Below are 12,275 nucleotides of genomic sequence, written 5' to 3' on the forward strand. Positions count from 1 at the left end.
TTATCTTAACTCTGAACGATACCTAATTTAGAATCAAGTTATACAGATTTTGTTTTTATCAGCAGGTATTGCTAACTTCTAAGCACATCTGTCGTCGGGGCACAGCAATGCTTATTGGTGTCAACTTAAGAAGATAAAGCCCAAATTTGTTGGGTGTAAGCGTCAATCTCTCGATGGCGCTTACGCCTGGTTTTGACTAATCCAAACAGCTTTTGACGTTCCATAAGATAGGGAACAGGGTAATGGGCATCACCACGTAGAACAGCTTGAGAAAAATGGTATAACCCACGAAAGACCATTATCTCTTTCTCGATTTGCAAGGGTTGGCGGCACTGGTACATATTTTTGCTGCCGCAGGTCTGGGTTTCCTTTTCGCACCGGACGTTTTGTACTCGTGATATATCACTTAGAACATCAAACCAGATATTCCGAGATTACATCTTATGCTGGCTTTTAGAGTTGTCTCGTTCCCAGTCTCTGACTGGGAATGCCTAATTGGAGGCTCCGCCTCAAGACTTGCGGCAGAGCCGCAATGAGCAGCATTTCCAGCCAGAGGCTGGAAACGAGGTTCTAAAAGGGTTTTAGCTTAAGTTGACACCAATGGGCACTGCCATGCCCCTACGGGTGTACCTCACGTAAACGAAAACCGCTATATTATCAAAATAATTCATAATTGATCATTAAGTAGTCGGACAGAATTAATTACACAATGTCATTGCGAATGCAGCGAAGCGAAATGAAGCAATCGCAAGGGCTGGGATTGCTTCGCTCCGTTCGCAATGACTATAAATATTTTTGTCCAGCTACTTAATAATTCATAATTACAAGACGCTCTCTACGAGACGCTGCGCGTAGCTTGCTTAAGAGCAGGGGTACGCGGACTCGCTTTGCGTGGCGCTATCAGTAGTAGCTCCTGTACTCTCCACTGTCTTGTTGACCACTAAATTTTGATTTAGTGTGGGCTGCTTTACCCATTCTTTAATTATGAATTATCAATTATGAATTATTCGGTCAGCCCTGGTATAAGAACAAAGTTTTGCGTGGCGACTGAATGATTTTTATAATTCGCACGAGTCGCAACAAGCAAAATCATCAAAAGTCAGAATAATCGATGGTTGGTCAAATTTTTATGCAAGTTTTAACTACCGAGACTCAGGAGTTTGTTGCAGACGTAATAGGGTATTGTAAACCTGCCGTTTTAACATGTTGTTATTTTGTAGTTCTATAGTAATTTTGTTGAACTGATCAAATCTCAAACCATTATCTTCGACAATTTTTTGAGCGTGGGTACAGTAATTCACTGCGATATCTTGAGCCTTCTTTGGAAGACCATTTATGCTGTTAGAATCGTTACAAACAATCTTGGGAATTTCTCCATTGCCAATAAGTTTTTTAATTTCTTCAAAGGCATTTTGACGTGCTGGTTCCATTGCTAGCACGGCTTGAGCGTAGCTGTCGATTTCAGTATTGTTAACTATTGGTGGTGGAGTTTGAGCGTAAGCTTTTGAACTCAATGAAAAAGCGTTGAAAATCACACCCGCAGTAGCGATCGCGCCGAAAAAGAATGATTGAGAAAGGATTCGCTTTCGGCTAGGTCGGGAAAATAAATCGTAAATTTTCTTCATATAGTGTGTGACACAGAACTACATCAGGGATATTATAAGAACTTTGAATTATTTTCACAGTTGGAAGTTCCAGCAACTGCTCAAGACATCAAGCTTTTATACTTGATTGTCAATTTCCTCGGCATACTTCACAAAGTTCGATTACTTTAGTCTGGAGTGTTGACATTTCTGATGCTCCTTGCTTGAGGCTCACTTCTAACTCTAGTAGTAGGGGTAAGCAAGAGATCAACTGTTGCACAGAAAGCAGCCTGATTTCTTGCTGTAAGAAGTAAATTCGTTTGGGATTACCGATGTCAGCAGCTTTAGCAATCTCTTGTTGATTGCGCTCACCACTTTCGATCATAATCTTGACCCAGAGCCAGGTGCGAAATTGTCCAATCAGTGTGGCAACTATCCGTAATCCCGGCTCGGAAGCATTGCTCAAATCTGCCAAGGTTGTCAAAGCTTTAGCTGTATCTCCTGTTCTGATTGCTGCTGCTAATTGTAAGCTATTTTGAGTAGTATTTCTTACTAACTTCGTAACGGTATCTATGTCTAAAGGCTTATTGCTACCTTGGGCATATAGCCGCAATTTCTCTAACTCATTGTAGAGAAGCCGTGTATCATTTCCGATAGATTCTGCCAACAACTGGGCAGTATTGGCTGTCAGTTTCACGCCCACAGTCTGGGCTGCTTGATTAACAGATTGCACCAGCAATTCTGTTTTCCAAGGGGGAATGAGCGGAAATTCTCGGAACTCGCTAGCAGATTGTTTTAACAATTTCGTGGATTTGAGGCGTTCATCTGGCTTGTTCCGGCTGGTAAGCAATAAAAATGAGTTTTCGGGAATGACAGGTAGCGATCGCCCCAATTCTGCTAACACATTCTCTGGACAGTGCTGAAATAGAGTAGTATTTATCAGCCATACCAAGCGCCCACCAGCGCCAAAAGTGGGTGTCATTACCTGATTTAACCCCTGGATCGCAGCATCAGCTTGATCTGGGGGGAATGAAGTGTAGTTAAAACTTATCCATTGGGGATCGAGGACGCGATCGCGCAGCATAGCGATCGCCTTTTCTATAGCAAAATCATCCTCACCCCAGTAAACACAGATTGGCATAGATAAATCTCTTAGTAGATAGGGCATGGGGCATTGGGCATTGGGCGTTGCTAAAGAATTAATATTTATAACTCCTAACTCCTAACTCCTAACTCCCCACTCCCCACTCCGAAAACTAAATACTTTTGAAATCATTCTGTTAATCAAGGTAATTTTCCCTAAAATCTATCAAGTGAGAGCGTGAGGCTATGAAGATTGGACGACAACTATCAAACTTACTTAAATCGGTTAGCACGACTGACGCTGCCAGAAGCCTACAGATCCCAAGTCCAGCATATTCAGGAATCTTATAAATTTCAGCCACATTCTGGGTTGAGACAAGCAGCATCCTTTCCTGGCTATACGCTAATTACCCCGCCTGCGGCAGAAGAAGAATCACAAAACTCTGCTTTCTATGCCAAATTACAGACTTATCAACAGGAACTTTTGCAGTTGCCTGTAAACCGTAATTTGATTGTACCTGTACCTCCTGTTAGCTTCCATCTAACTTTGGCAGATTTAATTTGGGACAGTGCTTACCTTGACACCTGCGAAAAAAATCCCAAATTTGACGAGGAGTTACACTCTTGTTTCGCCGAAATGTTTCAGCAATATCAACAATTGATGACAAACAGGAGTCATCCGATTAAATGGCAAATGCTGGGACTAATACTGATGCCAAGAGCTGTAGCCGTTTGTTTAGTACCCAAGGATGAACGCTGCTACGAGGAAATTATTAAATTTCGCCGAACAATTTATCAAAATCCCAAGTTAATTGCTTTGGGTATTGAGCAGCATTATCACTTCACAGCCCATGTTACATTAGCCTATTTTGGGGAGGTTTCATCTGACTTAGACCGCACAAGTTTCAGCACAATGCTTTCTCAATTGAATGAACAATGGCTGTTAAATTTGCCAGAATTTTTGATTCATCGCGTCGAATTACGGAAGTTTAATGACATGACTCGCTATTATCGTGAACCAGACTGGCCGGTTTTAGATTTTTGACCTGAGACCAGCATTATCTCAGCAACATTAAATTTGGGTTTGCTAATATAGCGGTTCTCAGTTGAGTCCAATATAGACCTAACCCCAGCCCCTTCCCTTGTAGGGAAGGGGAGTAAGATTCAAAACCTCTCTCCTTTTAGGAGAGAGGTTTGGAGAGAGGTCAAACTGTATTGCATATAAACGAAAAGTGCTATAGTTTTTTCGCATTTAAAATTCCGGTTGTTGATAAACGAGGTAAATTGCTTCTAAAAAAACATCAGGTGTAACAGCTTCTGGCAACTTTTCTAAATTAATAATACCTACAACTTGCTCGGCTAACTTTAGAGATAATGAGGCTTTTGCTTTTAAGGACATTGCACCACGTCGCTGCAAATACTCACGAATCACAGCAAAATCATCAGGCATCAATGGTGATAAATCAGCAATTTGTACTAACTGTTCATGAAGTACCTTAGCCTGTTCTGAAATCGTCAATATCGCTGATGCAGTCGTTGTTTGGGTTTGAATCACAATTGTGCCAGCTGCCAAATCACCTAAGCGCTTTTCTCGAGGGCCGAACATAATTAAAAATGCGCCAATAAACAAAGTTTCATCAAAGGGTCGAAGTAAGGCACGTAGAGTTGCTTGTTGTAGCCCGATGAGTCTACCATCATCTCGAACAACGCGAATTTTAGCAAACCGTTTACCAGGAGTTTGCCCAAACCAGAGGGTTTCAAAAAATACAAAATAGCTGATGTAAATTGCAAAGGCGATAATGAAGAAAATTGCTATTAACCAAATTCCTAAATTCTGAACCTCAAAAAAATTCAACAGTTGCGTCGAAAAAACAGTCCATGCAAGGAAAAACACAAGCAAGGTTACAGTCAAAACTGTATAGTCAATCAGCAGTGCCAAAGCTCGATTGCCGATTCCCGCTAGAGTAAATTCCAACTCTACACTTTCTGGAGTCTGGAATGTAATGCGATTAAAAAAGCGCATATTTTAACTAATTCAAAATTAATAGAGTTGAGAATTAAGGTGTTGAGTTAACGAAAATCCTGCAAGGGAGGTTCTCGTAATTGCAAACCTAGACCCTCACGCCGACTACGCAAGTCAAAGTATAAAACAGCTTTTAGTGCTTGCCAGAATGGCATCACAAAAACTCCACCTACTAAGCTGCCGATCAAAGAAATAAAATACACAATCCAGTAGATTGTAGAACCTTGCTCAAGCTTTATGAGGAATAGTTGGGGTATATAGTTTAATACAAATACTAACGGTAGTGTAACGAAGAAAGCAATTAAAACGACGCCCTGAATGCGAAGTACTGAAGCTTTAGTTAACTCCCAACTTCTCGCAACACTTTCGCCACCATTAATATTTTCCTCAACTGCTAGCGGTAACTCAGCTACCACCCAACGCGAGTAGAACCAGGTTAGTCCCAATACCAGAATAACTACCATTACAATTGCTCCGATAATTGTGCCTATAATAGCTGCACTAACACCTAATATCCCTCCTAAGACTACTCCCAGCAAGCCACCCACGACACCACCCGCGATCGCTAGTCCCAAATAAATTACCAGCAAAGATATTCCTACTTGGAAACCAACTCTTAAAAATGACCAAAGACGTGGATTAACATGACTGCTGGCAGTTTGGACACTTTCAGGTTGGTAAATCAATTCTCTAAAAGCCAAGCGTGAAATTAGTCCAGAGATGGCTGCACATTTTGCCCAGCCGTAGATCGGAACTATAATCCACAAGTGAGCAATTAAAGCCAGTTTCAGATAAGTCTTCAGATGAGAACGATACAACCGTACCGCAGCACTGACGACGTTACCGATACTCAGTGGTTGTATGGAACTGGGAGATCCAAAGTTTTCAGACATAATAGCAAATTTCCCTTGAAACTACGGAGATGAAGTTGAAGCTATCTTAAGCTAAGTTAAATTCAGTCTTCCCAAAATTCATGAATATTCAACGTTGGATTGCGCGACGAGAACCAAATTGGCAACGTCTGGATGCCCTATTAAGGCAGATAGAAAAAAAAGGGTTAAAGTCCTTAAGGGCAGCAGAAATTAGAGAGTTAGCGAGTTTGTATCGTTCAGTGGCGGCAGATTTGGCTCGTGCCCGCACTCAGCAAATCGGCAATACTTTGATCCAAAGTTTACAATCTTTAACAACTCGTGCCTATACGCAGATTTACCAAGGTTCGCGGCGACAAGAATGGCAGGCAATCCGAGAATTTTACAGTTGGGGATTACCATCTGTAGTCCAGAAAACATTTGCATATATTACTGCGGCGACGGCGCTGTTTCTGGTGGGGGCGCTAGTCGCTTGGTGGTATTCCTGGCAAAATCCTAGCTTTATGTCGTTGATAGTACCTGAAAGTTTGATTACCAAGGTGCGAGATGAGCATAAATTGTGGATGGGGTCAATTGTCGGCGTTGAACCTCTGGCATCCAGCAGTATCATGATCAATAACCTGTCGGTGTGTTTTGGGGCTGTTGCTGGTGGCATGACGGCTGGAGCATACACAGCTTATTTGATGGTATTTAATGGCTTATTAATTGGTGCTGTTGGTACTTTGGTGGGTCAAAATAATCTGGCTTATCCTTTTTGGGCATTTGTGTTTCCGCATGGTTCTTTGGAATTACCCGCCATTTTTTTTGCTGGGGGTGCGGGATTTTTATTAGCAAGAGCAATTTTATTTCCTGGTAAATATCGCCGTGGGGATGCACTGAAATTGTACGGTTTGCAAGCAGTGCAGCTAGTATTTGGGATTGTACCAATGTTGATTATTGCTGGTGCGATCGAAGGCTTTTTTTCCCCTAATCCCAGCGTACCTGAACCGATTAAATATCTGGCAGGAATCGGATTATTTATACTTTTAGTAATGTATTGTAGCCGGAAGCAAACATTAAATAATTTAGATGGCAGCTGATTGGGAAATTAAAAAAGTATTTTAGAATAAGGTAAATACTTTTCAGTTAAGACTTCACCAGTTAGGACTTAACTATGTAAAAAAATCATTATAAGTTGAAGCTAGGATAATCATGGTACAAACACCAAATAAAATATTGACCCTAGAAGAGTTTCTCGCACTACCAGAAACTAAACCGTATTGCGAGTACATTGACGGTAAAATTATTCCAAAACCTATGCCTCAAGGAAAACATAGCACTATTCAAGGAGAACTCTGTCCCACAATCAATTCTGTTGTCAAAGTACAAAAAATGGGTTGGGCTTTTCCAGAATTACGTTGCACTTTTGGAGGACGTTCTATAATTCCCGATGTCGCTGTATTCTCTTGGGCAAGGCTTCCTGTAGATGAAAATGGTGATATTGCCAATACATTCGCCGCAGCACCCGACTGGATAATCGAAATTCTCTCCCCCGAACAAAGCCATACAAAAGTTACAAAAAAAATCTTACACGCTCTCAATCACGGGACTCAAATGGGTTGGTTAATTGACCCTGATGAGCGATTCATTGCTGTTTATCCTGCGGGACAACAACCTTTACCTTTTGAAGAAATTGAGTCTGTTTTACCAGTGCCAGATTTCTGTCAGGGGTTACAGTTGACGGTAGGTAATATTTTTGGGTGGTTAAAGGTGATTCTTTAATAAATATTAATCGCATTAGTTTAGCATTAATGTTTTAGCTCAAGAGTAACAGAAGAAATTCTGTTCACTTCGTTCAACCCAATCTACTATTCTTGCACCGAAATATGCCAAGACGCATAAATGATATGCCAAAACGCATCATCACCGAACTATCTGATGAACAAGAAGCAATGCTTCCTATCTATAGAGACAAGTGGCGATCGATACAAATATCAACTGAATCAATTAAGCAAGAAAAAGTCGCAGCAGTAATCAAAGCTGCTTATGCGGTGAGTGATTATCCTGAGCCTGAGATATTATTCTATAGCAGTCCGATGACGGCAATTGAGAAGATTCTTGCTATTGAGAACTTTAAGGTGTATCTAGGGCGCGATATCCACAGCAAATTCCTTAAAAGAGTAGTAGATCACGTTAAACATGGAATAGGGCAACAGCTTGAGGAGCATCTCTTTATTAGGTTGCGGAACCAAATTCAACACCCTGAATTTCCGTACTACTCAACTCAGAGTCATCCACAAGTTTCATACTTTCCGTACACAGGAAGATGTCTTGAACATCAACTAACTACTGATCTTGAGAAGCTTGAACTTGAATTTACTGATATTTTATACTTTAGAAACAACCTGACTAGACCAGCAGAATGGGTAATTTGGGGTTGTATGTTAGATTTTTGTATCTCAGTTCTTAACCTTCAACACGACAAGAAAAAATGGAATGTACTTCAAGAGTTGATGCAACATTGTGGTTTGATATTCCAATTTGAAAAGGTTTGTATAGTCTGCGATCGCCCTTGTAAATTATCTTTTGATGAAGAAAATATACTTCATGCTGAAGGGGAACCTGCTCTTCAATTTGCTGATGGCTATAGTGTTTATGCTTGCCACGGAAGACATCCTTCTCAAGAAGATCGAGAGCGATATTATGAGGAGTAAGATCCTGATTCTGTGTAGATGCACAGCCTAACAACAAATGATTTAGGATTGCTACTCAATTCCAGAGACTCACCGATAACCACAGATTTTTTAAAGTGTGGTTTAAAAAATTACTAATTCATCTTTATAGATAAACTAGCTCCTCACTACCCATGAGGGCTATATGATATTAATATTTTAGGACCAGCCCTTTCAAGGTGAACCTTTGTACTATGAGAAAATCATGTTTTTCAGCCGATTCTGGGATTTTGGCGATCGCTTACGCTTAATTTACAGTCCAAAAATCTGGGGTTTAAAGGATAGATTTTTTATTCAATTCCAGCCGATGGCTAAAATGCCGCAAAAACCGTGATAGTACATCTGCTCACCTTGAAAGGGCTAGTCCTGTATTTTTATTTCTACATAGCTATTTTAAGTCGAACCAGCCCAAATCCTTTTGAATTGGAAAGGATGGCATATAGGTCAAGGTGCCAAAGGTGGGTATAAAAAGTCTGTAAAAGATAAATTTTGGGACACAGCCTTATACAAATGCTTACTAACAGTTTATCTGCTGTATGACTACTGTATAGCTACGTAATTCCCATGAACATCTCCTTTTGGGAGTAACATAGTGAAACAGCGCTGTTGATTTGTACTACTTTACTTCGTCAAGTTTTGTTTCACACGTTTTGGGAATATGAGTAAACTAATTCCAGCCATCAGAGTCAAAAACTTCAGCTTCTATTACGACACTCAAAAGATAGTTGAAGGCGTGTCAATGGATATTTACCAAAACCAAGTCACGGCAATTATTGGTTCTAGTGGTTGTGGCAAGTCTACTTTTCTTAAATCGTTAAATCGCATGAGTGAATTAGAAGGAGAAGCGAGGGTTGAAGGAAGAGTAGAATTTTTTGGACAGAGTATTTATGAGCGTCGTGTCAACATCAATCGCTTACGTCGCCAAGTTAGTATGGTTTTTCCCAAGCCAAATCTTTTTCCCATGAGCGTTTACGATAATGTTGCCTATGGGGTGAAATTAATTGGATGGCATCCGAAAGTAGAATTAGATGGGATTGTTGAATCTGCCATCAAAGCTGCCGAACTTTGGGATGAAGTGAAAAATAAGCTGCACAAATCTGCTTTAGAGCTTTCTGGCGGCCAACAACAAAGATTATGTATTGCCCGTGCTTTAGCAGTCAAACCGAACGTTCTGTTGATGGATGAACCTTGTTCAGGTCTTGATTCTGTCGGTAGTATGAAAATTGAGCATCTGATCCATAACTTGCGCTCTGAGTTGACAATTGTGATGGTTACTCACAATATGCAGCAAGTTACTCGCCTATCTGATTTTACGGCTTTCTTTTGTAGTAATGAAAATCGGATTACTCAAATGGTTGAATTTGGTACTACAAATAAAATCTTTACTAACCCCGTGGATTCTCGCACCCGCGACTACGTTTTCGCCCGCATCAGTTGAAGTGTTTCTTAAATTCTACTAGTATAGCGCCGCGTAAATAAGCCACCCATTTTAAATGTCTAAAACCCTTACGGAACAGGAATTACGAATTACGTTAGCGAGTCAGACGCTCCTACGTCGCTGACGCTTTGCTATCGAGTTCAGGTAGAGTTCGCAACACGGTAGGATGCGATCGCCATCCATCATATATCTCTGTTTTTGTTTCAATATGCTTATTACGAGCAAATTTAATTAACTTTACATTGCGTAACATAGTTTGATTTATTCTCGCCTACTTACTTAGCTATTCAGAGGGTTACTACATGGTGCAAGCGGAAATTAGGGGTTAAATTTAATTTTCGCTTGCTTTGAGTTTTTCTTGTGTTGGGCAATATGAACTGACATTTACAGTATTTTTTTATACTATATATTTAAAGACAAGTATCTGCTCTAGACCACCTGAATCACAAGATGAAATGTCCCCGGTGCGAATCTACTTCATATCGTAAAAATGGTCGTCGGAATGACAAGCAGAATTACCTCTGCAAAAACTGTGGTAAACAATTCCTTGAGCCTGCATTCCCTCGTTCCCTAGAAACTGACTTGTTTGCTAACAGCAACGGGCATACTAAAGTCTCTATGGCTGAAGTGACAGAACTTTCTTTAGTACAAAACCTGCTAGAAGAAAAAGCCACAGAGAAAAGTCTTAGCTCTTTTAGTTTGACATTAGCTGAAGAACTGCTGCAAACTATATTATCGCCTGATTGGCTAGAATCTGCTGCGTTCAGTCAATTGCTCTTCAAAATTCAGCAAAAAAATGAAATTAAACCTAAGCTGGAAACAGGAATCTCTCTTCTACTTTTGGATGCAGAAAACTTAAAATTAGATGTTAATTCAGAATTATTTTTAGCAAGTATCTGTGAGTATCCTCTCCAAGTTAAAATTGCATTTGCTAACTGGAGAAATCCCAGCATTGGGAAGCAAGATATTGAACTATATAACCGTGGCTATCAACTTGTCCATGTGCCTGAGGGTAAGAATAGTGCTGATGCAAAAATGATCGCAATTGGTGCTTGTGTTTTACGCTCTTATCCAACAGTTAAAGAAATCTTGGTCTGTTCTAGCGATGGAATTTTAATTCACCTCTGTAATGAACTTCAAAATCAAGGATTGATTGTCTATTGGGTACGTAGACAAGGGCAAACTTTGCATATAGAAAATAGGAATACTGGCAAATTAACTCATTATTCCTTAGCAATGGCAACAGAAGTTCCATCCTTGGAAAAGGTGGTTGAGCAAATTCAAGATTTAATTAAAAATGAGCAGGAATCAATCAATGCTCGATTAAACAGTTTAGTTGCTATTGCCAGTTTATTTCAAGAAAGATGTGATATCAATATTAAACATAATCCAAAGCAACCAGAAATTGAGAAAATAATCCCTGTTTTAGATAACTCAGTTACAGAATCTATTCAAGAAGTAAAAAAAGAAGATTTTCCGAAAGTTTCTAATGGTAAAACATTGGATAAATTACTATTGAAGATTATTCAAGATATACAAATCAAGTCTCCTGAAACTAAATTATCTGTGCCTAAGCTCGGTTCAGAATTACAAAAAATAACCGGAGATTCTCCTAATTCAATTGTCAAAAAATTAAAGTTAGGTTCTAGTTTTACCAAATATTTAGAATCATCTCCCACATTTACATTAAAAGCAAGTGGCAAGGAATACGAGGTAACAGCGCTACTCTGCGAATAGATACTTTCTGGATGTCTACGTACAACCTGAGCCTGTAATTCAGTATTATCTAAAAAGATATAAATGTAAATAATACGATGCAGGATAAAGTCGTTGTTGTTGTTGGTGCTACCGGTGGTATTGGTTCAGCTTTAACACACAAACTTGCGCCTACCGGAGTCCGGTTGGTATTGGCTGCCAGAGATGCAGTTTATTTAACAACACTGGCAAATCAGTTACCAGGGCAAGTTTTGAGCGTTCCCACAGATATTACTGACCCCCAACAGGTAGATAATTTGATCAAAAAGACCATCGCTGAGTTTGGTCAAATCGATATTTTGGTGAATGCAGCTGGTGCTGGTATACTCAAGCCTTACAACAGCCTGGAACCCGCTGATTTAGACAAGATGCTAGATGTCAACTTAAAAGGCAGCTTTTACACCACTCAGGCAGCTGCTGAAGAGATGCAAAAGCGCAAGTCTGGTCACATCTGTAATGTGGTAGGAATTCTGGGCAAGCATTCGATGGGGATGGCAGCAGCTTATTCTGCTTCTAAGTTTGGTGTTGTCGGTTTCAGCAAGTGCATGGCAGAGGAACTCAAGCGTTTTGGTATCAAGTTCACGCTATTCTACTTTGGTGGGGTAGATTCTCCTTTCTGGGATAATGTCAACCTAAAAGTAGACCGAAAAAAAATGCTCAGTCCTGAAACTGCTGCCAATGCGATTTTCTTTGCCCTTTCTGCCGAACCGCAAGCTGTGCCAATGGAAATTAATATTCAACCTGATAGTCATCTGTTCTTTTAAAGTGGGAGTACGCCTAGATAATTCTTGCTTAGGAAAGACGTGAAAATCT

At 40.1% G+C, this 12,275-nt stretch carries 13 protein-coding genes and 1 pseudogene; 8 read left to right on the plus strand and 6 right to left on the minus strand.

Going from position 1 to position 12,275, the window contains the following annotated elements; genetic code table 11:
• Nucleotides 1-125: 125 nt before the first annotated feature.
• The 3 genes and pseudogenes from HWQ41_RS07225 to holA form a co-directional block, all read right to left on the minus strand.
• Nucleotides 126-464, minus strand: a pseudogene (locus tag HWQ41_RS07225) (hypothetical protein); the annotation flags it as partial.
• Nucleotides 465-1,142: 678 nt separating this feature from the next.
• Nucleotides 1,143-1,625: a DUF4168 domain-containing protein gene (locus HWQ41_RS07230; RefSeq protein ID WP_292761020.1), complete on the minus strand. Its 483-nt coding sequence runs from the start codon at nt 1,623-1,625 to the stop codon at nt 1,143-1,145.
• 109 nt (nt 1,626-1,734) lie between these two features.
• On the minus strand, nt 1,735-2,724 hold the full coding sequence (holA, locus tag HWQ41_RS07235) for a DNA polymerase III subunit delta (protein ID WP_292761072.1): 990 nt from the start codon (nt 2,722-2,724) through the stop codon (nt 1,735-1,737).
• Between the two features lie 195 nt (nt 2,725-2,919).
• Here holA and HWQ41_RS07240 point away from each other — a divergent pair, with 195 nt between their 5' ends.
• A complete protein-coding gene (locus HWQ41_RS07240; protein ID WP_292761021.1) occupies nt 2,920-3,711 on the plus strand; it encodes a DUF1868 domain-containing protein in 792 nt (263 codons plus the stop codon).
• A 207-nt stretch (nt 3,712-3,918) separates the two neighbouring features.
• Here the strand turns inward: HWQ41_RS07240 and HWQ41_RS07245 are convergent, their stop codons facing one another.
• Nucleotides 3,919-4,689 (minus strand): RDD family protein, encoded by a 771-nt coding sequence (locus tag HWQ41_RS07245; RefSeq protein WP_292761023.1) that lies wholly within the window; start codon nt 4,687-4,689, stop codon nt 3,919-3,921.
• Nucleotides 4,690-4,736: 47 nt separating this feature from the next.
• Entirely contained in the window at nt 4,737-5,582 is an 846-nt protein-coding gene (locus HWQ41_RS07250; RefSeq protein WP_292761025.1) for a hypothetical protein, read from the minus strand.
• An 80-nt stretch (nt 5,583-5,662) separates the two neighbouring features.
• Here HWQ41_RS07250 and HWQ41_RS07255 point away from each other — a divergent pair, with 80 nt between their 5' ends.
• The 5 genes from HWQ41_RS07255 to HWQ41_RS07275 all read left to right on the plus strand — a co-directional run bounded on the left by HWQ41_RS07255 (nt 5,663) and on the right by HWQ41_RS07275 (nt 9,707).
• A complete protein-coding gene (locus HWQ41_RS07255) occupies nt 5,663-6,637 on the plus strand; it encodes a stage II sporulation protein M (RefSeq protein ID WP_292761027.1) in 975 nt (324 codons plus the stop codon).
• 112 nt (nt 6,638-6,749) lie between these two features.
• Nucleotides 6,750-7,319, plus strand: a complete 570-nt coding sequence (locus HWQ41_RS07260; protein ID WP_292761029.1) for a Uma2 family endonuclease — start codon at nt 6,750-6,752, stop codon at nt 7,317-7,319.
• A gap of 125 nt (nt 7,320-7,444) precedes the next feature.
• Complete coding sequence (locus tag HWQ41_RS07265; RefSeq protein ID WP_292761031.1) at nt 7,445-8,251, plus strand: DUF6745 domain-containing protein; 807 nt, start codon at nt 7,445-7,447, stop codon at nt 8,249-8,251.
• A 223-nt stretch (nt 8,252-8,474) separates the two neighbouring features.
• The gene (locus HWQ41_RS07270; RefSeq protein WP_292760889.1) at nt 8,475-8,603 is read left to right on the plus strand and encodes a hypothetical protein; all 129 of its coding nucleotides are present in this window, start codon (nt 8,475-8,477) and stop codon (nt 8,601-8,603) included.
• Between the two features lie 324 nt (nt 8,604-8,927).
• Entirely contained in the window at nt 8,928-9,707 is a 780-nt protein-coding gene (locus tag HWQ41_RS07275) for a phosphate ABC transporter ATP-binding protein (RefSeq protein WP_292761032.1), read from the plus strand.
• Nucleotides 9,708-9,819: 112 nt separating this feature from the next.
• Here the strand turns inward: HWQ41_RS07275 and HWQ41_RS07280 are convergent, their stop codons facing one another.
• Entirely contained in the window at nt 9,820-9,960 is a 141-nt protein-coding gene (locus HWQ41_RS07280) for a hypothetical protein (protein ID WP_292761033.1), read from the minus strand.
• Between the two features lie 365 nt (nt 9,961-10,325).
• Here HWQ41_RS07280 and HWQ41_RS07285 point away from each other — a divergent pair, with 365 nt between their 5' ends.
• Both HWQ41_RS07285 and HWQ41_RS07290 read left to right on the plus strand, forming a co-directional pair.
• Nucleotides 10,326-11,444, plus strand: a complete 1,119-nt coding sequence (locus HWQ41_RS07285) for an NYN domain-containing protein (protein WP_292761035.1) — start codon at nt 10,326-10,328, stop codon at nt 11,442-11,444.
• Nucleotides 11,445-11,521: 77 nt separating this feature from the next.
• A complete protein-coding gene (locus HWQ41_RS07290) occupies nt 11,522-12,226 on the plus strand; it encodes an SDR family oxidoreductase (protein ID WP_292761037.1) in 705 nt (234 codons plus the stop codon).
• Nucleotides 12,227-12,275: the final 49 nt, after the last annotated feature.

This window comes from Nostoc sp. NOS(2021) (assembly GCF_017115025.1).
In the GTDB taxonomy this organism is placed as follows: Bacteria; Cyanobacteriota; Cyanobacteriia; order Cyanobacteriales; family Nostocaceae; genus Nostoc.